Source organism: Aliterella atlantica CENA595 (assembly GCF_000952155.1).
Classification (GTDB): domain Bacteria; phylum Cyanobacteriota; class Cyanobacteriia; order Cyanobacteriales; family Chroococcidiopsidaceae; genus Aliterella; species Aliterella atlantica.
Map to the genome: position 1 here is coordinate 61,794 of NZ_JYON01000009.1, position 25,990 is coordinate 87,783.

Here is a 25,990-nt window from a genome sequence, read left to right on the forward strand (position 1 = left end):
GCTTTGTTAATTACAGCCTAACTCGCTCTAAAAACAAGCTTTGATATGTATAGTTTCACACATTTAGATACTCAATCGTTGATAAATTTCATCTAAATGCTTGAGATGGTGGGCGGGATCGAAACAAGCCTCAATTTCTGCTGGCGATAGCAATTGGCGGACGCGATCATCTTGACTAATTAGGGCATGAAAGTCGCCTTGAGGTTGGTTCCAAGCTTGATGAGCGCATGATTGGACTACAGTATAAGCTTTCTCGCGGCTCATACCTTTATCAACTAAAGTTAGCAGTACCCGTTGACTAAAGACTACACCGCCGTAGCAATTCATGTTCCGCGCCATATTTTCGGGATAGACTAACAGATTTTGCACTAAATCGGTCATTTCTACCAGCATAAAATGGGTAGCAATACAGCTATCGGGTAAAATTACTCGCTCGACAGCGCTGTGAGAAATATCCCTTTCGTGCCACAAGGCTACATTTTCTAAAGCAGCGATCGCATTTCCGCGCAGTATTCTGGCTATACCTGTCAACCGCTCGCTACGGATAGGATTGCGCTTGTGCGGCATAGCTGAGGAGCCTTTTTGCCCTTTAGCAAAAAATTCCTCTACTTCTAAAACGTCAGTTCTTTGTAAGTTGCGAATTTCTACTGCAAATCTTTCGATAGAAGCACCTAAAAGAGCTAGTTGTTGCACGAAATCAGCATGACGATCGCGGGAAATGACTTGAGTTGAGGCTGTATCTGGTTGCAGCCCTAATTTTTGGCAAGCAAGTTCTTCGATGCGCGGTTCGACGTTGGCGTAAGTACCGACTGCACCAGAGATTTTGCCGACAGCAATTGTAGTGCGGAGATTAGTAAGGCGACCCTGCGATCGCAATACTTCTGCTAGCCACCCTGCTAATTTAAAGCCAAAAGTAATCGGTTCGGCATGAATGCCATGCGATCGCCCAATCATGAAGGTATGGCGGTGTTGCCTTGCTTGAACTCGGATCGCAGTAATTAGATCGTCTAGTCGCGCTAATAAAATATCTAAACTAGCTACTAATTGCAGCGCCAAAGCCGTATCTAATACATCTGAACTTGTTAAGCCTAAATGAATATAACGCCCAGCATCGCCTACATATTCATTTACATTAGTCAAAAAGGCGATCATGTCGTGGCGGACTTCTGTCTCAATTTCTAAGACGCGCTTGGGGTCAAAATTCGCCTTGTCCTTAATTTCTGCAACTGCCTCTTTTGGAATATAACCTAGTTCTGCTTGCGCCTCACAAGCAGCAATTTCTACTTGCAACCAAGTTTTAAGTTTGTATGTCTCAGTCCAAAGTTCGCCCATTTCAGGCAAGGTATAACGCTCAATCACTCGTCCGCTACAGAACACAACTGTCATATTTTACAGTCTTGTTAGGTGCGATCGATGGAGGATTGACTTTAAGTTGCAACTAGAATTATGAGTAATTACTTATTCGCCGATCCTGGTTCGCTAAGTTTGCGGTGCGTTTCCGCATTGATAGTATCTGATAAAACTTGGCTTACCGTACCTTGAATTTTTGTTTGGAGCGAACCTGCAATAATATGATCTTTGCCTTGCATTAATGCTTCAAAACCCTGCTTGGCTACCTGCTCTGCGGAGTCTTTTTTATCTGCGCCTACTTTTGTATCGTCCATTCCTGCGCGGTGGAAGAAGTTAGTCTCTGTAGGTCCTGGCATCAGCGCAGTAACAGTAATACCCGTACCTTTCAATTCATTACGGATTGCTTCTGCAAAAGATTTGACAAATGCTTTTGAGGCTGCATAAACTGCCTCAAATGGTCCTGGTTGCAAAGCAGCAATTGAGGCTGTAAATAGGACTCGACCGCTACCGCGCTCAACCATGTCTTTTAATACTCGTTTAGCAAGATGAACTGTTGATACGACATTAAGGTTAATCAGGTTTAGCTCATCTTTAAGGTCTGTCTGGCGAGCAAAATCACCGCCAACACCAACACCTGCATTAATAGCGATCGCATCTACTGGTCTATTAGTGGCTTTAATCCTGCTATATAAGGCTTCTACGCCGTCGTAGGTAGCAAGGTCTGCTTGCACTGTTTCGACCTCTGCACCCAAATCCTGGAAGTTTTGAGCTACTCGATCGATTTGTTCTCCGGTAGCTGTAACTATAAGGTCGAAACCATTTTGGGCAAACTGTTTGGCAAGTTCGTAGCCGATACCGCTAGAAGCACCTGTAACAACAGCCAAAGGTCGGGTAGATGAATCCATAACTTATCTAAACTCCTGACGCATTTGCGCGAACTTTCTCAATGCTAAGGAGGTAGGAGGGCGATCGCGTCTTTCTTAGGAAGTATGCATTGTGTATCTTTAAGATTACTTTTTTAGTTCTGTTTATACTTCTAAGCTTTATTGCTCGATTTTTTTTCTTACCCAATCACGAAAAGTTCGCTTGCTTTGGCTTTCTCCTTGAGTATTGCATTGAGCTAAAGATTCGTAGATTGCAGCTTTAGTTAATATTGAAAAAGTAGAGCTATTTGCTGATTCTTGATATTAACCTTCTTTAAGTAGATAAACAGTTAAAGTTTTGCCATTATAACGCCAAAACTCTAATACCCCCATATCTTGATATAGTTTATTTTTATCAATATCAGTATGAGTAATATCAACTTCTAAAACTAAATCTGGAGGTGGATCGGCTGCTAAGTTTACCACTTTACCTCTAACGGCTGGTTCGTTTTGAATGTAATAACACTTATCAGGTTCAGCACCAATTTTTAGAGCGGGGTTATTTAGGGTAGTAGAAGCCATGCTTTTGATATTTAGGTTTAGTTCCTCCGCCAAAATATGAATTAAGATACCAATGCGAGCGCTAGCACTTTCATGTGCTTCTAACGGAATCACAATTTCTAATATTCCTTGATAGTATGTAAGGCGCGATGCGCGTTTATCTCCTAAAGCCGCTATAATTTGCTCGTAGGAACGCCAACTTAGATTGTAGAAAGTAACTCTTTTTTCTGGTAATAGTTCTTCTATAGGTATATTGTTTACTTCTGCACTGGTAAAAATCATAAAAACTTCCATGTACTGTCACGACTAATTAAGACTTCTAGTTCTTATCCATCTCATAAAAATGCTCCTTTGGTCGGTTCATCTATACGGATTAAGCGAACGGATAAATACATCTTTATTACCCAAGAAATAGAATTGAAGTTAATAAATGTTTGTACTGGGGTGGAAATAATCAAGCCTCCTCATACCTAATCAAATAATAACTAAAATGTTACTACGCTGCGTATAGACTCACCTTTGTGCATCAAATCGAAAGCATTGTTAATTTGCTCTAATGGCATTGTGTGAGTAATTAAATCGTCAATATTTATTTTACCTTCCATGTACCAATCGACAATTTGCGGTACATCTGTACGACCTCTTGCACCTCCAAATGCCGAACCTTTCCAAACTCTTCCAGTTACTAATTGAAAAGGACGAGTAGAAATTTCTGCTCCTGCTTCTGCAACGCCTATAATTACACTAACTCCCCAACCTTTATGACAGCATTCCAAGGCTTGACGCATGATGTTGACATTACCAATACACTCAAAACTGTAATCAGCACCGCCTTTTGTTAAATCAACTAAATAAGGTACTAAATCGCCTTCAACTTCTTGAGGATTAACAAAATGAGTCATGCCGAATTTTTCAGCTAATTCGCGCTTATTCGGATTAATATCAACGCCAACAATCATGTTTGCGCCTACCATTCGCGCCCCTTGGATGACGTTTAAACCAATTCCACCCAAACCAAAAACTACAACATTTGCACCTGGTTCTACTTTGGCTGTATGAATGACTGCACCGATACCTGTAGTTACACCACAACCGATGTAACAAACTTTGTCAAAAGGTGCATCATCGCGGATTTTGGCTACAGCTATTTCTGGTAAAACTGTGTAATTAGCAAAGGTAGATGTCCCCATATAATGATGCAGCATTTGCCCATCGATAGAAAATCTACTCGTACCATCAGGCATCACACCGCGCCCTTGAGTTGAACGAATAGCTTGACATAAGTTAGTTTTACGGCTGAGACAGTATTCGCATTGACGACATTCGGGAGTGTATAGAGGGATGACGCGATCGCCCTTTTTCAAGCTTTTGACCTCTTTACCCACTTCGACAACTACACCTGCCCCCTCATGCCCTAAAATCGCCGGAAATAGCCCTTCTGGATCTTTACCAGAGAGGGTATAAGCGTCGGTATGACATACACCTGTTGCTTTAATTTCTATTAGCACTTCTTCCGCTTGGGGTGGCTGCAATTGCACTGTGGTAACTTCTAATGGTTTTCCTGCAGCGAAGGCTACAGCGGCTTTAACGTCCATAATGCGGTTTTCTCCTGGTAGATGGTGCGGCGAGTTCTATTCTCCCTCCCTCACTGATACCCTAAAATTTAAGGAAAGTGCCAAGTTTATGGTTATTTTGCAAGCCTCCCGCCAATTTGACGGTATATATTTATGAGTATTTTTACGCTGCAATCAGTTAAAAAAGACTTTGGGATTAAAGAAATCCTCAAAGAGGCAAGTTTTAGTATCGATCCTACTGATAAGGTTGGTTTGATTGGCACAAATGGTTCGGGTAAGTCTACGCTATTAAAAGCGATCGCAGGTTTGGAACCAATTGATAGCGGGCAAATTTTAGTCAATTCTGGTGCAAGAATTGTTTACTTACCTCAGCAGCCAGATTTAGATGAAAATAATACAGTTTTAGAACAAGTATTTGCAGATAGTGGCGAACAGATGGCTTTGGTGCGTGAGTACGAAGAATTATCAGATAAACTCGCTCATCATCCTGAAGATACCGATAAATTAATGTCTCGTTTATCTACTGTGATGCAGCAGATGGAATCTAACGGTGCTTGGGAATTGGAAACTCAAGCAAAAATTATTCTCACTAAGTTAGGAATTTCTGATTTTGAGGCAAAAATAGGTACTTTATCGGGTGGTTATCGCAAACGCATTGCACTTGCTGCGGCTTTACTTTCCGAACCAGATGTATTGTTGATGGATGAACCTACTAACCATTTAGATGCATTATCTGTAGAGTGGTTGCAAAGTTATTTAAATCGCTATCGCGGTGCAATATTACTAATTACTCACGATCGCTATTTTCTCGATCGCGTTACTAATCGGATTATAGAGATAGATCGGGGTGATATTTATACATACAATGGTAATTACTCTTATTACTTAGAGAAGAAAGCTTTAGCTGAGGAATCAGCCGTTAGCAGCCAACGCAAGCATCAAGGAGTATTGCGACGCGAATTAGAATGGTTAAAAAGAGGTCCTAAAGCTCGAAGTACCAAACAAAAAGCTAGGATAGATCGCGTTCATGCGATGCAAGAAACTGAGTTTAAACAAGCTCAAAGTAAAGTTGATATTTCTACTCTTAGTCGTCGGATTGGTAAAAAAGTAATTGAGTTAGACAATGTTTCTAAAAGTTATAATGACCGCACGCTAATTAAAGATTTTACCTACGAATTTAGCCCTGAAGACAGAATTGGTATTATTGGCGGTAACGGTGCGGGAAAATCAACTTTGATGGATATGATTACTGGTAGAGTTAAGCCAGATTCCGGTAATGTGGAGATTGGTTCTACTATCCATATTGGTTATTTCGATCAGCATTCGGAAGCATTACTTGCAGCGTTGAACGAGAATCAACGAGTAATAGACTATATCAAAGAAGAAGGCGAATTTATCAAGATTGCTGATGGTACTCAAATTAGTGCTTCGCAAATGTTGGAGCGATTTTTGTTTCCTGGAAATCAGCAATATGCGCCGATTCATAAGTTATCGGGTGGGGAAAAACGGCGCTTATTTTTGCTAAGAATATTGATGGGTGCGCCTAATGTACTGATTTTGGACGAACCGACAAACGATTTAGACGTACAGACACTTGCTGTATTAGAAGAGTATTTAGAAGATTTTACAGGATGCGCGATCGCAGTATCTCACGATCGCTACTTTTTAGATCGCGTAGTAGACAAAATCTTTGCTTTAGAACCTGGTGGAAATATCCGTCAGTATCCAGGAAATTATTCAGTGTATTTAGAATATAAGCAAGCTGAAGAAGAGGAAGCAGTACCAGTAGAAAAAGTAAAAAATCAAAAGCCGAAGTACCAACCACCAAATAACTCCGATAAACCGCGCAAAATGTCATCCAAAGAAAAGCGCGAGTTTGAAACGCTAGAAACTAAAATTGCTCAATTAGAAGTAGAAAAAGCAGAAGTAGAAAAAGCACTATATTCTGCTCCTCCTGGCGCTGTTACGCAAGTACGGGAACTTTACGAGAAGGTAGAAAATATAACCCAACAAATTGATACTGCTACCGAACGCTGGCTTGAATTAGCAGAAATAGAATCTTGATTAAATAATGTTAAACTAACATGACTGCACTTACACTAAATTTACACCCAGTTTTATAATTAACTGACGATCAATTCTACGAATTATGTCAGGCTAATCGCGATTTAAGATTAGAACGTACAGCTACAGGAGAAATAATTATTATGCTACCAGCAGGAGGAGAAACAGGGCATCGTAATATGAAGTTATCTTACCAATTAAATGGTGCAAAACTCGGCTGGTTAATAGATCCTAAGACGCGAGAGTAGAAATTTATCGCCTGGGGAGACAATTAGAAATAGTCCAGAATCCTGCAACTTTATCAGAAGAAGATATATTGCCAGGTTTTGTGTTAAATCTAAGTTCTATCTTCAACTTAATTTAACTTAAATTAGTCCTGCTTCTAAAAAAAATCCTTGAACAGTTAGTTCTAAACCAGGTAACAAAGCATCAGTAATTGGTAGCTCACCTGTATATAATTGACTGGAACCATCTGCAAAAAATACTTTAATACTTGTAGATTCAGGATTAACAATCCATACTCTAAATACACCAGCTTCAAAGTAATCTTTAGCTTTGTCTGTAAATTGACGTTCAGTTTGTCCTGGAGAAATAATTTCAACTACTAATTCAGGTGCAATAGGACAAGCTTCATTACATTTCCAATTTGCAGGTAGTCTGGCATAAGAAATATAAGTTAAGTCAGGTATTGGAACCCAATCTTCACCTTGACGCTTTATAATAATTGCCCATTCTGGAACAACTCTTCCCTTTCCTTTACACCAAGTATGCAATAGCAATAATAATGCCGATTGTAAAGTTGAATGGAAGAATTTAGGAGGCTCTTTAGGTACTGCATAGCCGTCTACAAACTCATAATATACATCTTCTGCTGGTAAAGCGAGAAACTCTTGTAGAGTGAGCTTGTCTTCTATTTTTACCATATATATCAAAGAGCCAAAGATAACTGAATTATAGGCGATCGCTTTTGATTGCTCTAGCATTAAGTAGCTATATGTGGCAAACTATACTATCGAGCTAGCGCTCAAGTAGCAATAGTACAGTAAACCTTCAACACCACGATACAAGCAATGAGCAAAATTTCTTTGCCCCAAACTTGCGGAATAACTCTACTTTGCACTATTATCCAAAGTATCTCTGTACTAGCCGAACCAGTACAAAATAATACAGTTAATGTTGAGCCAGCCCAAAGAGAAACTGAAGAGATTACTTCACCAGTAGCCCAAAATCCAGTAGAAAATCGCGTTACTTCTGTATCTCAACTATCAGATGTGCAGCCTACAGATTGGGCATTTCAAGCTTTGCAATCATTAGTAGAACGTTACGGAGTAATTGCTGGCTATCCTGACGGCACTTTTCGGGGAAACCGCTCTATCACTCGCTACGAATTTGCAGCAGGATTGAATGCAGCTTTAGATCGAGTCAATGAATTGATTGCAACTGGAGTAGAAAATAGCGTCTCTCGTGAAGACTTACAGATATTGCAAAGATTAGAAAGTGAGTTTTCTGCAGAACTAGCAACTTTGCGCGGTAGAGTAGATGGATTAGAAGCCCGCAATGCTGAATTAGAAGCTAATCAATTTTCTACAACTACCAAACTGACAGGACAAGTAATCTTTGCTGCTAATACTGGCAGTTTTGGCGGCGATCGCATTATCAATGCAGCAGGCGTAGAACTTGCCAACGATAACCCTAATGCTACAGTGCTTTACCGCTCTATCATAGATTTTAACACCAGTTTTAGCGGTACAGATTTACTCAAAATTCGTCTAGATACAGGTAGTAATGGCATTAGAGATAACGCTACAGGAGTATTGGAACCTAACTTTGGTAGCGTTTTAGACTTCTCTGCTAGACCGCCTAGAAACGGCGAGATCGGGCTGGGACGAGCGTATTACTCTTTCCAACCTATTGACAACTTCCAAGTGATTCTAGGCTCCGTACTCGTCGCTACAGACTATATAGATCGCAATAGTTATTCTAATGCCAGCTTTCAAGACTTTTCTAGTCAAACATTTATTAATAACTATCTCCTTTTACCAATTAACGGGCAAAGCGCTGGTGCGATTGTTGATTGGAATCCAGGTGGAGGAGCATTTAAGCTGAGAGCATTGTATCAGGCAGCAGCAGCATTTAGTCCCAATGATGAGGGCAATCCTACAGGTTTATCGTTACTAAATAGAGTGCTTTATCCTAATGCTACAAATGGCGATCGCGGTTTGTTTGGCGATCCCTATCAAGGCGTTGTCGAGTTAGAATACTCACCTTCTAGAGCTTTTGCTTTGCGCTTGCAATACAGTGGTGGCAAGATATTTGACGGGCGATTTGATGTATTTGGCGCAAATGCTGAACTGGCGATATCTAGGCAAGTAGGAATATTTGGGCGTTACGGCTACGGTAGCTATAACGATACTGCCTTTGGCGATCTAAATCCTCATTATTGGATGGCTGGCGTTTCTGTGCGCGATCTTTTCTTTCCTGGTGCGGTAGCCGGAATTGCTGCAAGTCAGCCTTTTATTGAAAGCGATGTTGGTAATGGTACGCAAACAAACTTTGAAGCTTTTTATAATTTTCCGTTTAACGACAACGTGCGGATTACGCCCTTGGTACAGGTAATTACCAATCCTGCTAATCAAGATAGCAATGGCACGATTATCACGGGGACTCTGAGGACTGTATTTACGTTTTAGTTACATAAAGCACCCTGTACAAAAATACCTAATTCATCAGTCGTTGCAGGTAAATTTGGACATTAGGAAAGGCAAGAGGAGACGCAAAGCCTGTTTTGAATGTTTGCTCGGTGGTGTATCGCCCGTTGTCTAAATCTCTAAAGATTGTCAGTTGCTTATCTTGAAGATTTACTACCCAATATTCAACAATCCCTGCTTCGCTATAAACTACTTTTTTCTCATTTAGATCCTTACTGAGGGTGGTGTTAGAAAACTCAATCAGCCAAAAAATATCGTCAGGATAGGGATGGTGTTCGAGATAAACTGTCCCTAGTGGTTTAACAATTGCTAAATCTGGGATTGGTTCGGAGTCATTAAGCAATGTGATGGGGTGCGCCTCGCGGACTTTGACGCGATCGCCTAAAATAGTTCGCAAATAATCCCCAACTTCACTGTTATAGTATGCATGGGTTTCTCGCTCTGGGGGCATAACTATAATGTCTCCGCGCAATAGCTCAACGGTTTCGTCGTCAAACAACCCCGCATCGATCGCCTGATGGTAGCGTTCAATTGTCCATTTGTAGGTGGCAATAGTCATAACACCGTTTGCGATCGCATACTAAAAATAGTATGGCGATTTTTCTATATCTATTTTGCCAAAGCTCGTGTGGCGATCGCAATTGGGAAATGTTAACTTGTCTCAACACAAGCGGAACTAACTGTGCGGTATGGTTGGAAAATAACATTTTTGCTTTGTATATTTAGCTAAATGACTTTAGTTTCCCCCAACTCTGCCCAACATAAGAAAGCCAAAGCTTTAAAACCTTCTAGCCGTCGCCCTGCTAAAGAACTTTGTAGCGAATGCGGTTTGTGCGATACATACTATATTCATTATGTCAAGGATGCCTGCGCTTTTATTCATCAACATATAGCCGAGTTAGAAACCCAAAGTCATACTCGCAGCCGCAATTTAGAAGATCCTGACGAGTTGTATTTTGGTGTCAATCAGGGCATGATGGCGGCGCAAAAAACAGCACCAATTGAGGGAGCGCAGTGGACTGGGATCGTTAGCACGATCGCGATTGAAATGCTAACTAAGGGATTAGTTGAGGGTGTTGTCTGCGTCCAAAATACCAAAGAAGATCGCTTTGCACCAATGCCGATAATTGCTCGGACTCCTGAAGATATCCTGAAAGCTAGAGTAAATAAACCAACACTTTCGCCTAATCTTTCGGTACTCGAACAAATCGAACAATCGGGAATGAAAAGGCTGCTAGTAATTGGTGTAGGCTGCCAAATTCAGGCATTACGGGCAGTAGAAAAGCAGTTAGGCTTAGAGAAGCTTTATGTATTAGGTACGCCTTGCGTAGATAACGTTAACCGCGCTGGGTTGCAGAAGTTTTTAGAAACAACTAGCAAATCGCCCGCAACTGTCGTGCATTACGAATTTATGCAAGACTTTCGCGTTCACTTCAAACACGAAGATGGTTCAACCGAAACTGTACCGTTTTTCGGACTGAAGACAAATCAATTAAAAGATGTCTTTGCTCCTTCTTGCATGAGTTGTTTTGATTATGTCAACTCGCTTGCAGATTTAGTAGTTGGTTATATGGGCGCACCTTTTGGCTGGCAATGGATTGTAGTACGAAATAATACTGGGCAAGAAATGCTCGATTTGGTCAAAGAGCAACTGCAAACGCAACCAGTTATGTCTAAAGGCGATCGCACATCTGCCGTACAACAAAGCATTCCTGCTTACGACAAAGGCGTGACGCTACCAATGTGGGCAGCAAAATTGATGGGTGTAGTAATTGAGAAAATTGGTCCTAAAGGCTTGGAATACGCTCGTTTTTCGATTGATTCTCACTTTACGCGCAATTATCTTTACCTCAAACGCAACTACCCAGAAAAATTACAGGCTCACGTACCAGAGTTTGCAAAACGAATAGTCAATCAATACCGTTTACCAGAATAATAAACTGCAAAGAACTTGGAGTTGGGTGCGAATATGAGTTACTGTATCAACCCCAAGTGTCACATCAGGCACAACCTAGACGGTTTAGGATATTGCCAAAATTGCGGTACTAGCTTGCTGATAGGCGATCGCTATCAGCTAGTTAGACCATTGCGCGATCTATACGAGTTGAATAATACAGAAATTTTTGAAATTGACGATCGCGGTACGGCAAAAGTAATGAAGGTGTTAAATAGCGATCGCCCTAAGTTGGTGAGGCTATTTGAGCAAGAAGCGCAAATATTGCAGCGTGTGCAACATCCAGGGATTCCTCGCGTAGATGCATACTTTGTTTTGTCCTTAAATGACGCGCAGAAATTGCATTGCTTGGTGATGGAAAAAGTTGAGGGGCAAAATCTCAAGCAGTATTTAGAGGAAAATAACTCGATTTCGGAAACAACTGCAATTGACTGGTTAAAACAACTTTTAACTATTTTGGCTGGCGTGCATGGCGAGAAACTGCTGCATCGAGATATCAAGCCATCTAATATTATGTTGCGTCCTGATGGGCAACTGGTACTAATTGACTTTGGCACAGTTAGAGAACTTACCCGTACTTATATTAGCAAATTGGGCTGGAGCGATGTTACTCAAGTTTACTCCGTAGGATACACGCCCTTAGAACAAATTGAAGGTCAAGCAGTTTTAGAATCTGACTTTTTTGCTTTGGGGCGCACTTTTGTCCATTTACTCACAGGTATTTATCCAGCAGAATTGCCTAAAAACGCTGATAATCAATTAATTTGGCGAGATCGAGCGCCGCAAATATCAGCCCAACTAGCACATTTAATTGATGAATTAATTGCACCATTACCACAACACCGACCTAGCAACGCTCAGATGATTTTAGAGCGTTTAAGCGATCCTGGCTACAGCGATGAGACTAGGCTACCGCTAACCGAACAACTGCCAACTACAATTAATCAAAGCGATCGCACTCGGTTGCACTGCTTACCGCCGCAATTCTGGCGCAAGTGTTGTAGTGTATTGCTTGCTAGTATTGCTACTACCAGCTTAGTTGTAGGTATCCGCCAGCTAGGAATACTAGAAACAGCAGAGTTACAAGCTTTCGACGCGCTAATGCGTCTCAGACAAGTGGAAGGCGCAGATCCGCGAATTTTGGTAGTCACAATTAGCGAAGCGGAGATTCAAGCACAACAGCAAAGACAAGGATCTTTGAGCGATCGCACTTTGAGTCAATTATTAGCCAAACTCGAACAATACAACCCGCGCACTATTGGTTTAGATATTTATCGAGATGTAGCTGTAAGCAAGGCTTATCCAGATTTAGTTAATTATCTGCAAAAAAGCGATCGCTTTATTGGTTTGTGCAAAATTAGCGATCCCGATATTAACAATCCTGGGATTCCACCGCCTCCAGAAGTTGCGCCCGAACGTATCGGCTTTAGCGACGTGCTAGCTGATGATGACAATACAGTGCGCCGCCAGATTCTTCATCTCAATCCGCCGCCGAATTCTCCTTGTACTACGCAATACGCTTTTAGCTTGCAATTAGCACTGCATTATTTGGCTGCTGAAGGTATTGAGGCAAAAGTGACAAGTCAAGGCAATTTGCAGTTGGGAAATGTTGTGTTTGAGCGGCTAGCAGCTAATAGCGGAGCCTACAAACAAGCTGATTTGAGAGGTTATCAAGTGTTGCTCAACTACCGCCCATATCGCCATGTTCGGGATATTGCGATGCAAGTTAGTCTTGACGATATTTTAAAAAATCGGATTAGTCCTCAAACTAGGAACGAGTTGCAAGATCGTCTCGTCCTTATTGGTGTTACTGCGCCCACAAGTGTCAATGATTATTGGTTTACACCTTATAGCGCTAATCAACCGCGTTTGGCAAAGCAACTACCAGGAGTGTTTTTACAGGCACAAATGGTCAGTCAAATTCTTAGTACAGTTTTGGATCGAAGACCTTTGTTATGGGTTTGGTCGGCGTGGGGTGAGATACTTTGGATGGCAAACTGGTCGATAGTTGGAGGTTTGCTGGTATGGTACTGCAAACAATTTTTCCGCCTGCTACTAGCGATCGCTGTTACACTAATAGCTTTGTATGGTTTGTGTTTGGGAATTTTGCTTTCAGGAGGATGGGTTCCGTTAGTTCCCTCAGTATTAACTTTAGTATTTTCAGCTACAAGTATAGTAATTTACAGGCACTATAGATTTAAATAATATCAGTACCAATTTAAACAAAAAAACTATGGACTTGGATGAACTTAGCTATGAACAAGACCGCACCAGCCAGTTTTACCAAGTATAAACTCGGTGCATTTGCATTGGTACTGGCTCAAACAACATGGACGAACGCAGCAGATGCACAAACATTTGAATATGTCAATAAATTTGCCGATAGCACTCCCAAGCGATCGCAACCTCAAATACCAGTTTCGTCATCAAAAAAGCAACCTGGGCGATCGGGCAGAGTAAGTTTTGTTTCGCCAAAGTTACCATTTACAGGCATTCCTAGCGGCAGAGCCAGAGGCGCAGGCAGTCGCAGCAATTGCTTGAATGTAGATATACCTTTGACTGCTTTAGTACCAACAGAGCAGAAACTTATGACTAACGAGCAACAAAAAGCTCGGCTAGTAACTAATGTTTGGGGTTTGACAGCTAAAAGTCATCCTACTTTTTTGTTTTACGTTCCTTACGCACAGGGTTTAACTCAGACGGGCGAGTTTGTACTGCAAGATGCGGAAGATAACGATGTTTATCGCACGACGATTAATCTGCCTCAAACTCCTAGTATTGTGAGCTTGAGTCTTGAATCTATGTCCGCACCACTCAAAGTGGGCAAGATGTATCATTGGTATTTTAAAGTGCGTTGCCAAGCGCAAACTATGTCTGGTCCGATTTTTGTCGAAGGTTGGGTGCAGCGAGTCAAGCTTGACTCAAATATTGCCGAACAAATAGCCGTAGCAACGCCCTATCAAAAGATTGCTCTTTATGCTGAAAACGGTATTTGGTATGATACTGTGGCAGATTTAGCAGCAATGCGATCGCATTTCCCAGATGAGTCTGTAGAAGTTGATTGGCAAAAGCTTTTACAATCTGTAGGTTTAAGCAACGTTCAATCTGAGTCGGTTGTAGCTGCAACCTCAGCAAGTGAGAGCAAGGGAGAAAAAACAGCAGGAGGAGAGATCGTTAATTTTTAACTCCCGTTTACAGCCAATTGCCAATTAAAACATAAGCAGCCCAATAATTAGGGCGGTTGTAATTAGGATACTGTTTTAAAAAAGCTACTTGAGCGCGGCGGAGGGCTTCGGCTTTGGTAACACCTGGTTTTGCTAACTCTCGATAAAATTCGCCGATAAATATAGCAGTAGCTTCATCGTCAATTCGCCACAAAGAAGCCAGGGTACTACGCGCCCCCGCTTGAATAGCTACTCCTGCAAGTCCCAAAGCAGCACGTTTGTCTCCTGCTGCTGTCTCGCAAGCACTTAGGACTAATAAAGCGATCGCATCTTGGCTCTTTTGAGGGCGAGTGCGTAAGATATTGTCTAGTTGATTGACATTAATTGGTCCGTCCGCAGCCAAAATAAAGGTATCTTTCGCTTGGGAACTAAATTGTCCGTGAGTAGCTAAATGAACTACGTTAAAAGCTGATGAATCGATCTTTGTTGCTAAAGCTTTGCTGGTAAATTTTTGGTCGAGTAACTGATTTGTCGATACTCCAGCTTGTTTGATTAGCTCGAATTCCTCTCTGACAGCAGGTAATGATGGATAAGGCGAACCAATCAGTGCGGTACTAAGCCCTGCTGTTAATGCTGTTAACTTTTTCTTGGCTAACGGTTGGGGATCGAGTAGTTGTAAGCCAGGACTCAAGGCGACTGCGTACTTCTCAATTAAGTATTGTTTGCCGTCATATAGCACAGACATGGGAATATTTCTTAGCGAGCCATCAAGCACGAATACTAAAGTATTAACTTTGGTTTTGGCTAAATCTGCTTCTACAGGTTGAACTAACCAACTGTATACTTGTTCGGACAAGGCTTTGACATCTTTAACTCGATCTGGCTCGATTAGCTTGTAGCGCAGCATCTCTATAGTTTGTTCGACTTGGTTTTGAGATTGAGCGATTGTGTAGTGGCGTAAAGGTTGCTGAGGCAATTTAACGATGACTTCTAAGCGATCGCGTAAAATAATTGGGTAGATTATTGCGGCGTTGGCATTTGCTTTATCGGCGATGCTGTCAAGTAAGACTGAATTAGCTTCAATACAAGCTTCCCGAAAGAAGTTATCTAACTCAGCTAGTTGCAATGATTCGATTACATTACGAGCTTGTAGTAAATTTTGCTGACTTACAGTTGAGGATACTGGCACGTTGAGGCGACCTTTATTTAACAATGTGTCTGGCGGATTGTCGCTTAACAATAAATCTACTAGCTCTCGATAGATTGGTTCTACCTCTTCACGAAAAGAAAATTGCACATCGGGGTTAATCGCTACTAAATCGTTGCGTAAGGATTTGAGCGTATTGACAGATTCAGTATATGTAGCGATCGCACTTGCCGTATTTCCTTGGGCTTTAAGTATTCGCCCTAGCTGCCAAGAGGAGCGGTAGGCTATATCTGGGGCATTAATTGCTTGAGCTATAAGTAGCGATTTTTCTGTTAGTTGTCGAGCATTTTTCCACTGCTTTGTTTGCTCGTACAATCCGCCTAAGTTGTTTAGTGCGTAAGCTTCTGCACGTTTATCTCCTAAAATTTGCGATCGCTTTACAGCTATAGCTGATAACTGAGCAATGGCTGGCAAAGAGGCAGTAATCTTGCCTTTTTTGCTCATTTCTTGCCAACTTTGAGCAAAATCGATCTGTGCGTATATTGCTTTACTGCTGAGAGGTAGACTAGCAATTTCTGCTTGAATTTGCGGCAACAACTCTTGTGCAGCACTCAATTGATTTGTTTCTACTAACACACTAAGCTGATTTAGCTGGGCTTGAGTTTGAGTAATTCCTGTAGATGCTGTTGTAGCTTGCCTATAGTAACCCAATGCTGCTTTAATATCTTGCTGCGCTCTAGCGGTATTACCTAGACTAAATAAAGCTGCACCAATATCTGAATTTGAATTGAGCTTCTGAGCTAAAGCTAAACTTTGCTGCAATACCAGTTGCGATTGTTCCAAGTCGCCGACTACGCGCAAGGTATTACCCAAACTACGCAAGCTTGCTATTTTAAGTTGAGAGTCTGGTTGTTTTTGTAGCTTTTGATTGACAGTTGTTAAAGTTACTAAAGCGCGGCGATAAAGTCCTAAAGCTTGTAGTGCTTGAGATTGATTGATTAAACTGCGAACAATACCAATTTCGTCTTTAGCTTGGGTATAACTAGCTGTTGCTTGCTGCCAAGTATTTAAAGCTTGCTGAGGTTGTCCGAGAGCTAGTTGCAGGCTACCTTGAGTATTGAGTGCTTGAGCTAAGATGGGTAGATTTTTAGCTTTGTCTGTTTGGAGCAGTTTGAGACTATTTGCGATCGCCTTTTTTGCTTCATCCCACTGTCCGAGTTGTTGGTAAGCCAAAGATAAGTTACTTAACACCATCGCTTGATTGGCGATATCATTTTGTGCTTGATAGGCTTGTAGGGCTTGCTGCCAAACTTTTATCGCTCGTGCAAACTGTTCTGTTTGGTATAGTTCTTTGCCTGTTTGGAATAACTGCAAACTATCTGTACCTTGAATCTGGGATACGGATACAGAAGCAGCGATAGGTTGCCTAACAGTAGCAGCTAGTAGTTGTTCTGGAGCTAAATACGCGATCGCTACAGCTAGAGTTAGTTTGACGAGCAAGTTCCAGCTAGCAAAATCCTTTTGGCAGGAGTAATTCGTCAAAATGGATTGTAGATTACGGAAAAATATAAGCCATTTTCTTGCCATGTTCTATCCCCTGAAGAAATATCAACCAAAGGAATACCCCAGTCCAATCGAGCAGTAAAGCGATCGCCCAATTGACAGCGTAAGCCAAGACCTAAAGATGCTAAAGTATTCGATTCGGAAGTATTGCCGTCAACGCTGCTAGAGTTGTCCCAGGTAGTACCAAGATCGACAAATGGTGCTAACTGTACGACTAATCGTTGTTGAGGTTGGCGGTAAATTGGTAGACGCAATTCAACTGACGCAAAAGCGCCATTATCAGTCAGTAAAGCGTCCTGACGATAACCCCTAACACTATTAATACCACCAAGTCCAAATTGTTCCAACGGTACGAGCGCTCTATCTGCCAATTGCACGTCAGCGCGGACTAACAGCAAAGTATCAGCAGCCAAAAGACGCACCCATTGCGCTTGTCCCCGCCAAGAAAAAAAGCGGCTATCTGGCGCAGTAGCATTGATTGTCGAACCTAAAGCGCCAATGCCAAAGTTAAATTGAGAACGAGCGGCGATGACTTCGTTGCTGTTACGAGCAGTCCACTCTTGAAAAAATTGTAAGGCTGATATGCGGGTACGTCCTCGTTCGTCTGCACCTGGGGAGGGAAAAGGTACTCCCCCAAAAAATAAAGCATCGCTTTCTCTACGTGCTGCTGTTAAACCCAGAGCAAATTCTTGGCTGGGAGTTTGAATAATTGGTTGACGTAAAGTTAATTCGTAGTAGCGAGAGCTAGCGTTAATATCGAGTTCATTAAAGGGAGGCTCAATCACTTCGCTAGCTGAGGTTCCGTAGCTAAAGCTAAGAGTACCATCGCGAGCATTGAGCGGTAATGTATAGTTAGTGTCTAAACTATTGCTGCCATCGGTGTTGCTGTAAGCTACGCTCAGGCTGTCTCCCAATCCGAGTAAGTTGGCTTCATTTGCCTGTACTTGGCGGCGAAAACTACCGACACTAGGCGATCGCCCATTATCTGCCAGAATTTGAATATGGGATGTTTGTGCTTCTGTAATATTGACATCTAATATATTCGTACCAGGGCGAGAACCAGTTGCAAGCTCGGCAGAAAGGTTCTCTATTAGCGGGTTAAGTTGTAGTAGTTGCAGGGCGGATAGTAGTTGCTGTTGGTTGAGGGGCTTGCCTGTACGGATGGCAATGCGATCGCGGATATAATTTGGATTTAGCCTTTTAGTGCCAGTAATATTAATCGCTTCTAAGCTACCTTCGACTACTTGAATTCTTACTACACCACCTCTGAGTGTTTGCGGTGGGATCAAAGCGCCAGAAGTAATATAGCCTTTATCTACATACAACTGAGTAACAGCAGAACGGGCTTGAAAAAGCTCGGCAAAGGAAATTGGTCTTTTTGTATAAGGGGCAAGAACTCGTGCAAATTCTTCTGGGCTAAATACAGTGCTTCCTTCTACCTCAAATCTTTCTACTGTAATTGTTGCTGGTACTTCGCCAGGGATGGGTTCTGGAGGCGTGGGTGTAGAGGGGGCAGGTTGAAGTAAATCTTCAGGAGGAGGTAGCGGCGCGGGCGTGGGAGATGGTGCGGGGGTTTGCTCGGTGGGCGGTAGCACATCTTGAGGTGGCGGTAGTTGTGCTTTTAGGGGTGTTGCGATCGCGCTAGCTAGTAAAATTAAGCCTATTGACGACCAAAAAGGGTAATTACCCATGACAGCTATTAGATTGCATCCAAGGAATAGAGGGCGTAACGTTAGATGCAGAAGCAGTAAGCATTACCTCACCCTCAGAGCCTATTACCCATCCTTGAGCTTCTACAAGTGGTGTTGATTCTAGTGGTTTTTGATTAGTAGGTGCAACTACCTGTGCTTGAGTTGTTTCAGTTTGAATTGGTTTGCCCAAATCTACCAAAGCAACATCACCTCTAAAAGCTTCTTTAGGAGTAGGCGGCAATCCGCCGCGCCCAGTGACTACAAATTCGCTACCTCTTCTTGCTATACTACCTGCCCCTGACGAACAGCCTTGAGCAATTAATCCAGAGATATTTACTGGTTCTGCTGGTAAAGTTAGCAATGCATTTTCAGGGTTGTTTTCTAGCCTATCTATTTCTACTACACCATCTATACCCTGCTCGGAAGCGGCATCAATTAGGCTATCAGGGGAAATAAATATACCTTGAGTTGTGATAGTAATTTTTCCTCCTCTACCCCTTTCAGCAGTTGTTTTGATATTGCTATTTTCTAAGGCAGTTAATAAATTAGTAGAGATAGTAATATCACCTCCATTTCCCTCACCCTGAGCGCTGGTAGATATTTCACTTCCACGCCTTAGTGTTAGTGAGTTTAAACGCTGTAAAGATATATTCCCACCACCTGTGACTGATGGACTTGTAGCTGTAAGTTTTCCCTCATTATCCAAACTAACAGTACGAGCAACTATCTCCAAGTTTCCTGCATTTCCAATATTTGTACTGCTGACGCTAACTTCAGCACCATCTTGAACGAGCAATTGATCGGTAGTTATTGTTAAATTTCCCGCAGGTTTTGGACTATTACTACTCGCTCGCAAACTACTACCTCTGCCACTTACTTCTACAGAATTTACAGCATTAATATCCAAGGTTCCTGCCTGACCTGTACTATTATCAGTAGCCTCCACTGATACAGTTCCCCCATTTTGGATTGTCAAGCGCCCTGTATCAATTTTTATGATGCCGCCGTTTCCTGTTGCAAGTTCCCTGGTTCCAGCCAACAATCCAGTGAGGGGTTGTTCGGCTTGCCCGCTAATTTCTACAAGTTGATTGGCATTTACAATTACACTTCCACCATCACCCGCACTGAAAGTAGAACTTGCTATTTGTCCTCCATCGCTAATAATTAACTTACCTGTTGTTACTTTCACTTCTCCTGCATTACCCTCACCCAATGCTTGAGTAGCTATTTGAGTTAATAACCCGCCACCTCTTAATTCAACTGATTCAGGGGCATTTATAGTTACGTTTCCACCTCGTCCTGCACTGAAGCTAGATGCATCAATAAAAGCACCATTGCTAATAAGTAAACGCTGTGTTTCAAGTTTGATATCACCAGAACTTCCTGTTAATTCTGGGCTGTTCAAGTTAGCATTACTAAACAATTGACTGCTCTTGCTCACCTCCAAAAACTCAGAAGCCTGTATATCAATAATTCCACGCTGTGCTGTTCCCAGGCTCAAGCTTGAGACTATTGAAGTATCTGTAATGGTAATGTTTTTACCCCGAAAGTAAATTTGCCCAAAAGTTTTGTTAGTATCTGTATCTGTAGTAACAATCGAAGGTAGAAAATAACTTTCCGTAGGAGCTTTAGACAAAAGAATATCTCGAAACTCCTGTACATTTTCATATCCTAAACGCCAGCCTATACTAGCATCTCCAACTGGAGTTAGACTTATGAAACTATTATCATCAACACTTCCTAGCTCAATCCTTCCACCTGGTGCATACATTGCTCCATTCTCCAGAGTTATATCACCTCCTACCAAAGCTAAAGTCCGGTTAGGTTTCACTTGGAGACCAAAACCATTGCCTCCTACTTGAGCTTGGTTAACAATGGGTTTTACATTCGCTCCAAATTGCAAACCCGTAGGGGTATTGATGTTTAATAATGGCTGACTTTGAGTTTCATTAGCACTAAATGAGGGACCCTCTGCAAACTTGATACTATTTGCTGTAGTTGCTAGAAACGATCCTTGTATATTTAATTGAGCATTAGGACCAAAAACAATACCGTTGGGATTGAGTAGGAAGAAGTTTGCATTACCTTGTGCTTGAATTGAACCTTGAATATTAGATATAGAGCCACCTGTTACTCGGTTAATTATGTTGTTAATACCCTGTAGGTTATCAAAGCTAGCCGACCCGCCTGTAGGTACAGAAAACTCTTTAAAGCTATGAAAAAGATTATTTCCAACTTTGCTGCCACCAGTAATTGTAAAATTACTGTTGTCTAATGTATTAACTTTTGTAGATAAGCTTGTATCGCTGCGAACTTGCGAGTAAATTGGCTGCGATATAATTGCATTACAGATAGAAACAGTAGTAATGAAACAGAATTGATAGAGGTACTTATTGGCTGACATAGAATTCCTGAAGCATCTACATACACAAATGAGCGTTGCTTTTCTATTCAATTTATTTTTGTCTTTATAGAAAAGCAACAATTATAGTCAACCTATTAACCTTGTATGTGACAGTAGCAGCCAAGAATTGGTGATAAAGACCATACTCCTTGTTTTCCTCCAGATGAGCAACGTTGTCCTACGGCACAGAATAAAAATTCCCGACTTTCTACTAAAACTTCTTTATTGATGCCTTGTTGCTCTGAAATATTAGCCTCTTGTTCTGTAATAATATTACTATCAAATTGCTGTTCTAACACTTTTGTTACCTCTTGTTCTAAGATTTTGAGTTCCGTAGCATCGATAGCAGGTTCAAGTTCAAGTGCTGTTTTAGAGCGCTCTTCACTAAGCAAGTTCAAACCTATGTGTCGATAAAGTTTGCTTAAGGTGCGATAAACTGCGAAGCTTTGAGTACCAGCAGATATTAATTTTTCTAAAGTCTCAATTGCCTCAGCATTTAAGCCATATTCTAAGTACAAATTAGTCAAAACAAATGCTTCTACTTCTGGCGCTAATTTTAGTTCTTTAGTTTGCTTAGTTCTAGTTTCTACTTTCTGCACAGATGTTGAGTCTAAAAGCTTAAATTTCAATTCTGTATCTAGAACACTTGCTGACTCAAAATTATTATCAGATTCAATAGCTAGTGAATAAATGACTCCTGGTTCTAAAGGTGGATTGCTAGGATAAACTATTTCTGTTTCGCTTACTTGTTGTTGCCAGTAAATTTCTGAACCCTTGAGTAACCTTACTATATAGTAATTTGCCTCCGGCACTTCATTCCAACGTATTGTTGGTTCGCTTAACAGCAAAGTTCTGCGCGGACAAAGCGCCTCTATATTCTTTGAGCTACTCCCCTCGACTGTATTAGACTCAATTTGATTGGGCATGACAATATTCCCCTCAATTTGGAATTTGTATTAGTGAATAACCGTTTTGCGCTCACATCATTTTCCTTGCAAACTCATGTTTAGATTGCTAGTAAATGAAGAATCCACCTATTACACACTAATGAATTAGATAATTTCGGAAAATTTTGCCGTAATTTTTTATAGAATTAAGTTTGGTAGCGATCGCGCCAATTAGCCATAGAACGCTTGACATTTGATAATTACTTTAACTTAGACTGCTTGTACAGCTTCAATGGCAGTTAACTGAGCGATCGCTCAATTCACTACCTGCCGTAAGCCACAATAAAAGATAATACTCTTGCTATCTAGGAAGCGATCGCGATGATTCAAGCACCAACAGGACGCTTAACGTTTGAGGAATACTGTAACTTAGATAACGGCGATCGCTATGAGTTGGTCAATGGGGAGTTAGTAGAGATGCCGCTAGCTAGAGGCAAACACGCTTTAATCGTTGATGCTCTCAATGATATTTTCAAAGCTCAAATCAAGCAAATGGGTAAAGACTGGATATCTTTACATAGCTCGATTGGCGTGCGGATTCCTCAAGTAGGCAGAAGAGATACATCAAGAATTCCCGATATTTGCGTAGTGACGAACGCTCAATGGCACGGATTGCTAGATAAGTCAGCGGTTTTAGAAGATTCACCTCCACTTCTGGTTGTAGAGGTAGTTAGTGAGGGAACTCAAATTATTGACCATCGCCGCAAACGGGCTGAGTATAATATTGTCGAAATTCCTGAATACTGGGTTATAGACTTTATTGCCAACAGTTCCACGTATCCACCTGGTGTAAAGGTACTTACCTTGATAGAAGGCTTTTATGAGGAAGCTGTATTTAGAGGTGACGAGCAGATTGTGTCTCCAACCTTTCCAGAACTCGCTTTAACGGCTAAACAAATTTTATTAGAAGTTTAGGCTGCTTCTACAGCCTCAATCGCAGCTTCTAAAGCGATCGCTACATGAGTCCAATGCGTTCCTCCTTGGCAAAATACAACATAAGGTTCGCGCAAAGGACCATCAGCAGAAAACTCTGAGGTGCTGCCATCGATAAATGTGCCGCCAGCCATGACTAACAAGCTCTCGTACCCTGGCATTTCCCCAGGAACGGGGTCTAGGTAAGAACCAATCGGGGAATGCTGTTGAATCGCCTTGCAGAAGGCAATTAATTTCTGCATTGAACCTAGTTTAATTGCTTGAATTACATCACGTCTAGGAGCCATTGGCAGCGGATTAACTGGATAACCAAGCTTGTCAAATACGTAAGCTGTGAGGTGATTGCCTTTGGTTGCTTCGCCAACCATTTGCGGAGCGAGGAATAAGCCTTGATATAGCAAGCGATTTTGGTCAAAGGTCGCACCACCAGAACTACCGATCCCTGGTGCTGTCAGACGGCAAGCAGCAGCTTCTACTAAGTCAGCACGTCCAGCGACATAGCCGCCTGCTGTGACAATTGTGCCACCAGGATTTTTAATTAGCGATCCTGCCATCAAATCCGCGCCTACAGCCGTTGGTTCTCGATCTTCAATAAATTCTCCATAGCAGTTATCGACAAAGCAAATAGTGTTAGGGTTTTGCTGCTTGACGATCGCGATAATTTTTTCAATATCAGCAATAGATAAGCTAGAGCGCCAAGAGTAACCGCAGGAGCGTTGAATTAATACTAAAGACGTGCGATCGCTTACAGATTGGCTCAAACCCTGCCAATCAATCGTTCCTTCCTTGGTTAGATTCAACTGGCGGTAATCAATGCCAAACTCTAGTAGTGAACCTTGAGCGTTACCCCTAATGCCAATTACTTCTTCTAATGTGTCATAAGGAGGACCTGCAACTGACAACATTTCATCTCCAGGGCGGAGAACCCCAAATAAAGCACAAGCGATCGCGTGAGTGCCAGATACAAACTGCACTCTGACTATCGCTGCCTCAGCTTGCATTACCTGAGCAAATACTAAATCTAAAGTCTGTCTGCCTAAATCATCGTGACCGTAACCGCTAACTCCAGCAAAATGATGCCCTCCTACGCGGTGGTGACGAAAAGCCGTTAAGACTTTTTTCAGGTTATGCTTGACCTGGGAGTCAATTCCAGAAAAAATTGGAAATAGTGCTTGTTCTGCTGCGTGCAGGATATTAAAGCTGTTACTCATTTCTATTTTCGCCATCGAGATGCGTGAATCTTAAGGCTTCGCGTAGATCGGACTAGACCATTCGTACTAAGGTTACTGCATGACGATTGCCACCTCAACCAAAACCCCTATTAATTGGGTTAACATCGCTTTTTTTGCTGCTTTGCATATTGGCGCTTTGTTTGCGCTTCTACCTAGCAACTTTAGCTGGGCAGCAGTAGGTGTTGGTCTGTTTCTCTACTGGGTGACTGGAGGCTTGGGTATTACTCTGGGATTCCATCGCCTTGTTACCCATCGTAGCTTCCAAACTCCCAAGTGGCTAGAGTATTTTCTAGTATTTTGCGGAACGCTTGCTTGCCAAGGAGGTCCCTTTGAGTGGATTGGGATGCACCGCATTCACCATTTGTACTCAGATCAAGATTTAGATCCCCATGATTCTAAAAAAGGTTTTTGGTGGAGTCACTTAGGTTGGATGCTACACGAAGCACCTGCTCAAGAGATGGTTCCCCGCTTTATTAAAGATATTGCTGATGACCCCGTTTATCAGTTTTTTCAAAACAACATGATTTGGATTCAAGTTGCTTTGGGAGTTGTGCTGTTGTTGCTTGGCGGCTGGCCCTTTGTAATTTGGGGAATTTTTGTGCGTGTAGTAGCAGTTTATCACTGCACTTGGCTAGTAAATAGTGCTACACATAAGTTTGGCTATCGCAGCCACGAATCAGGTGATGATTCTACTAATTGCTGGTGGGTAGCTTTACTCGTTTTTGGTGAAGGCTGGCACAACAACCACCACGCTTATCAATACTCGGCTCGTCATGGCTTGCAGTGGTGGGAATTTGACCTAACTTGGCTAACTATTCGCTTCTTGCAAATGCTAGGCTTGGCAACGAACGTAAAGTTAGCCACAAAAGAGCAATAATTTATTAAAATTGCTTAAATAATAAGAAATCGCGTCAGTCTTGTGATGCGATTTTTTTTGTAAAAAATTACTGGGCTTAGTTGCCCTTTAAAATTGACAAAATCTAACTTGTATGCTAGGTAATTGCCATATTTAAATAGAAACTAAGCCCAGAAAGTGCGATCGAGCAATTCTAAAATGAATTTAGCGTTTGACTGTGCGAGTAGGTACTAAGCTCAAGTAGTCGAGGTCAAAAGCAGAGACTCTTTGCGCGTAGTTGTTTTGCTTGTTAATTGATGCTGCCATTTCGCGGTACTTGCCAGGATCTCCTTCTGGCAGGCGGCGATTTTTGCTCTTGCTGCTATAGTATTGCTCCAAAGTAAAGCGCCAGTCATTTTTCACTGTACCAGCAGTTTCGCGGAAGTCTTCGCCGTAACGAGGAGTAACTAAGTTAAAAGGACGACCTTCCATCCGCTTGCGCTGGTATGGTACGGTATTGTCGCCAAAAGCTTCTGTGTACTCTTCGCTATCCATCAAAGCATCTACAAAGCCGTAGAAGCCTAGAGTAGCAATTTTAATTGACCAAGCGATTTCTTCTTGCTGATTGTAAGCTGCACGACCGAGCAAACGCTTGAGGCAAATATCTACGAGGCGATAGTTATTGTTAACCGAAACAACTACATCATAGAACCGCGCTGACTTAGCAAGTCCTCGGATAAAGTCGCGGACTGTAATGCTGCGATTTTTGACTTGAGACTCTAGTTGCAACTGACGGTTTGCTCTTAAAATCTCGTGTTCGCTGAATACTTGGCGGTAGGCTGCCCAAATAATGTCTTGAATTGCAGTTACAGAATCCGCATCTTCAATGCGATAGATGTATGGAGTTTCTTCGTTTAAATCTGCCTTGCCAAAGCTGCGGACGCGATGATTTTGGGTTGTGGGTTTGTATTCAAGCAACGGCAGTGCCATGCTGCTTATC

Annotated in this window: 19 protein-coding genes and 1 pseudogene; 8 read left to right on the top strand and 12 right to left on the bottom strand. The window is 41.9% G+C overall.

Going from position 1 to position 25,990, the window contains the following annotated elements:
• Positions 1-63: 63 nt before the first annotated feature.
• From purB to UH38_RS10325, 4 genes are all read right to left on the bottom strand, one after another.
• The gene (purB, locus tag UH38_RS10310; RefSeq protein ID WP_045054578.1) at positions 64-1,359 is read right to left on the bottom strand and encodes an adenylosuccinate lyase; all 1,296 of its coding nucleotides are present in this window, start codon (positions 1,357-1,359) and stop codon (positions 64-66) included.
• A gap of 95 nt (positions 1,360-1,454) precedes the next feature.
• Positions 1,455-2,255, bottom strand: a complete 801-nt coding sequence (locus UH38_RS10315; RefSeq protein ID WP_045054579.1) for an SDR family NAD(P)-dependent oxidoreductase — start codon at positions 2,253-2,255, stop codon at positions 1,455-1,457.
• A 282-nt stretch (positions 2,256-2,537) separates the two neighbouring features.
• Positions 2,538-3,056, bottom strand: a complete 519-nt coding sequence (locus tag UH38_RS10320; protein WP_200892382.1) for a Uma2 family endonuclease — start codon at positions 3,054-3,056, stop codon at positions 2,538-2,540.
• A 203-nt stretch (positions 3,057-3,259) separates the two neighbouring features.
• Positions 3,260-4,369, bottom strand: a complete 1,110-nt coding sequence (locus UH38_RS10325) for an S-(hydroxymethyl)glutathione dehydrogenase/class III alcohol dehydrogenase (RefSeq protein ID WP_045054580.1) — start codon at positions 4,367-4,369, stop codon at positions 3,260-3,262.
• 132 nt (positions 4,370-4,501) lie between these two features.
• Between UH38_RS10325 and UH38_RS10330 the strand changes: the two genes are divergently transcribed.
• Positions 4,502-6,412 carry an ABC-F family ATP-binding cassette domain-containing protein gene (locus UH38_RS10330; RefSeq protein ID WP_045054581.1) on the top strand — a complete coding sequence of 637 codons (1,911 nt, stop codon included), beginning with the start codon at positions 4,502-4,504 and terminating at the stop codon, positions 6,410-6,412.
• A 59-nt stretch (positions 6,413-6,471) separates the two neighbouring features.
• Positions 6,472-6,776: pseudogene (locus tag UH38_RS28155) on the top strand (Uma2 family endonuclease); the annotation flags it as partial.
• Position 6,777: 1 nt separating this feature from the next.
• On the opposite strand, the gene UH38_RS10335 reads toward UH38_RS28155, so the two are convergent.
• Complete coding sequence (locus UH38_RS10335) at positions 6,778-7,335, bottom strand: Uma2 family endonuclease (protein WP_045054684.1); 558 nt, start codon at positions 7,333-7,335, stop codon at positions 6,778-6,780.
• Between the two features lie 147 nt (positions 7,336-7,482).
• Between UH38_RS10335 and UH38_RS10340 the strand changes: the two genes are divergently transcribed.
• On the top strand, positions 7,483-9,102 hold the full coding sequence (locus tag UH38_RS10340; RefSeq protein WP_045054582.1) for an iron uptake porin: 1,620 nt from the start codon (positions 7,483-7,485) through the stop codon (positions 9,100-9,102).
• A gap of 28 nt (positions 9,103-9,130) precedes the next feature.
• Here UH38_RS10340 and UH38_RS10345 read toward each other — a convergent pair whose 3' ends face one another.
• The gene (locus UH38_RS10345) at positions 9,131-9,679 is read right to left on the bottom strand and encodes a Uma2 family endonuclease (protein WP_045054583.1); all 549 of its coding nucleotides are present in this window, start codon (positions 9,677-9,679) and stop codon (positions 9,131-9,133) included.
• A 171-nt stretch (positions 9,680-9,850) separates the two neighbouring features.
• Here UH38_RS10345 and UH38_RS10350 point away from each other — a divergent pair, with 171 nt between their 5' ends.
• The 3 genes from UH38_RS10350 to UH38_RS10360 are packed head-to-tail and all read left to right on the top strand — an operon-like array spanning position 9,851 to position 14,259.
• On the top strand, positions 9,851-11,056 hold the full coding sequence (locus UH38_RS10350) for a Coenzyme F420 hydrogenase/dehydrogenase, beta subunit C-terminal domain (protein ID WP_045054584.1): 1,206 nt from the start codon (positions 9,851-9,853) through the stop codon (positions 11,054-11,056).
• Between the two features lie 33 nt (positions 11,057-11,089).
• Positions 11,090-13,279, top strand: coding sequence for a CHASE2 domain-containing protein (locus UH38_RS10355; protein WP_045054585.1), 2,190 nt, complete (start codon positions 11,090-11,092; stop codon positions 13,277-13,279).
• A 50-nt stretch (positions 13,280-13,329) separates the two neighbouring features.
• Complete coding sequence (locus tag UH38_RS10360; RefSeq protein ID WP_045054685.1) at positions 13,330-14,259, top strand: DUF928 domain-containing protein; 930 nt, start codon at positions 13,330-13,332, stop codon at positions 14,257-14,259.
• A gap of 7 nt (positions 14,260-14,266) precedes the next feature.
• Here the strand turns inward: UH38_RS10360 and UH38_RS10365 are convergent, their stop codons facing one another.
• From UH38_RS10365 to UH38_RS10380, 4 genes are all read right to left on the bottom strand, one after another.
• Entirely contained in the window at positions 14,267-16,972 is a 2,706-nt protein-coding gene (locus tag UH38_RS10365) for a CHAT domain-containing protein (RefSeq protein ID WP_063124293.1), read from the bottom strand.
• Positions 16,924-18,639: a ShlB/FhaC/HecB family hemolysin secretion/activation protein gene (locus tag UH38_RS10370; protein ID WP_045054586.1), complete on the bottom strand. Its 1,716-nt coding sequence runs from the start codon at positions 18,637-18,639 to the stop codon at positions 16,924-16,926. Before UH38_RS10370 ends, UH38_RS10365 begins: the two co-directional genes overlap by 49 nt.
• Positions 18,632-21,043, bottom strand: coding sequence for a two-partner secretion domain-containing protein (locus UH38_RS10375; protein WP_045054587.1), 2,412 nt, complete (start codon positions 21,041-21,043; stop codon positions 18,632-18,634). Before UH38_RS10375 ends, UH38_RS10370 begins: the two co-directional genes overlap by 8 nt.
• 95 nt (positions 21,044-21,138) lie before the next feature.
• Positions 21,139-21,969, bottom strand: a complete 831-nt coding sequence (locus UH38_RS10380; RefSeq protein WP_045054588.1) for a tetratricopeptide repeat protein — start codon at positions 21,967-21,969, stop codon at positions 21,139-21,141.
• A gap of 342 nt (positions 21,970-22,311) precedes the next feature.
• Between UH38_RS10380 and UH38_RS10385 the strand changes: the two genes are divergently transcribed.
• Positions 22,312-22,905, top strand: a complete 594-nt coding sequence (locus UH38_RS10385; protein ID WP_052672336.1) for a Uma2 family endonuclease — start codon at positions 22,312-22,314, stop codon at positions 22,903-22,905.
• Here UH38_RS10385 and UH38_RS10390 read toward each other — a convergent pair.
• Positions 22,902-24,134 carry a methionine gamma-lyase family protein gene (locus UH38_RS10390; protein ID WP_045054589.1) on the bottom strand — a complete coding sequence of 411 codons (1,233 nt, stop codon included), beginning with the start codon at positions 24,132-24,134 and terminating at the stop codon, positions 22,902-22,904. The two genes, UH38_RS10385 and UH38_RS10390, sit on opposite strands and share 4 nt — an antisense overlap.
• 79 nt (positions 24,135-24,213) lie before the next feature.
• On the opposite strand from UH38_RS10390, the gene UH38_RS10395 reads away from it, so the two are divergent.
• Positions 24,214-25,032 carry an acyl-CoA desaturase gene (locus tag UH38_RS10395; protein ID WP_045054590.1) on the top strand — a complete coding sequence of 273 codons (819 nt, stop codon included), beginning with the start codon at positions 24,214-24,216 and terminating at the stop codon, positions 25,030-25,032.
• A 183-nt stretch (positions 25,033-25,215) separates the two neighbouring features.
• Here UH38_RS10395 and UH38_RS10400 read toward each other — a convergent pair whose 3' ends face one another.
• Entirely contained in the window at positions 25,216-25,980 is a 765-nt protein-coding gene (locus UH38_RS10400; RefSeq protein WP_045054591.1) for a phycobilisome rod-core linker polypeptide, read from the bottom strand.
• Positions 25,981-25,990: the final 10 nt, after the last annotated feature.

Excerpts from the sequence above, each read along its gene's own strand:
- UH38_RS10365 (WP_063124293.1), bottom strand. The coding sequence starts at position 16,972 with ATGGCAAGAAAATGGCTTATATTTTTCCGTAATCTACAATCCATTTTG.
- UH38_RS10335 (WP_045054684.1), bottom strand. The coding sequence starts at position 7,335 with ATGGTAAAAATAGAAGACAAGCTCACTCTACAAGAGTTTCTCGCTTTA.
- UH38_RS10355 (WP_045054585.1), top strand. The coding sequence starts at position 11,090 with ATGAGTTACTGTATCAACCCCAAGTGTCACATCAGGCACAACCTAGAC.
- UH38_RS10370 (WP_045054586.1), bottom strand. The coding sequence starts at position 18,639 with ATGGGTAATTACCCTTTTTGGTCGTCAATAGGCTTAATTTTACTAGCT.
- UH38_RS10325 (WP_045054580.1), bottom strand. The coding sequence starts at position 4,369 with ATGGACGTTAAAGCCGCTGTAGCCTTCGCTGCAGGAAAACCATTAGAA.
- UH38_RS10330 (WP_045054581.1), top strand. The coding sequence starts at position 4,502 with ATGAGTATTTTTACGCTGCAATCAGTTAAAAAAGACTTTGGGATTAAA.
- UH38_RS10400 (WP_045054591.1), bottom strand. The coding sequence starts at position 25,980 with ATGGCACTGCCGTTGCTTGAATACAAACCCACAACCCAAAATCATCGC.
- UH38_RS10380 (WP_045054588.1), bottom strand. The coding sequence starts at position 21,969 with ATGCCCAATCAAATTGAGTCTAATACAGTCGAGGGGAGTAGCTCAAAG.
- UH38_RS10395 (WP_045054590.1), top strand. The coding sequence starts at position 24,214 with ATGACGATTGCCACCTCAACCAAAACCCCTATTAATTGGGTTAACATC.
- UH38_RS10390 (WP_045054589.1), bottom strand. The coding sequence starts at position 24,134 with ATGAGTAACAGCTTTAATATCCTGCACGCAGCAGAACAAGCACTATTT.
- UH38_RS10315 (WP_045054579.1), bottom strand. The coding sequence starts at position 2,255 with ATGGATTCATCTACCCGACCTTTGGCTGTTGTTACAGGTGCTTCTAGC.
- UH38_RS10345 (WP_045054583.1), bottom strand. The coding sequence starts at position 9,679 with ATGACTATTGCCACCTACAAATGGACAATTGAACGCTACCATCAGGCG.
- UH38_RS10385 (WP_052672336.1), top strand. The coding sequence starts at position 22,312 with ATGATTCAAGCACCAACAGGACGCTTAACGTTTGAGGAATACTGTAAC.
- UH38_RS10340 (WP_045054582.1), top strand. The coding sequence starts at position 7,483 with ATGAGCAAAATTTCTTTGCCCCAAACTTGCGGAATAACTCTACTTTGC.
- UH38_RS10360 (WP_045054685.1), top strand. The coding sequence starts at position 13,330 with ATGAACAAGACCGCACCAGCCAGTTTTACCAAGTATAAACTCGGTGCA.
- UH38_RS10375 (WP_045054587.1), bottom strand. The coding sequence starts at position 21,043 with ATGTCAGCCAATAAGTACCTCTATCAATTCTGTTTCATTACTACTGTT.
- UH38_RS10350 (WP_045054584.1), top strand. The coding sequence starts at position 9,851 with ATGACTTTAGTTTCCCCCAACTCTGCCCAACATAAGAAAGCCAAAGCT.
- UH38_RS10320 (WP_200892382.1), bottom strand. The coding sequence starts at position 3,056 with ATGATTTTTACCAGTGCAGAAGTAAACAATATACCTATAGAAGAACTA.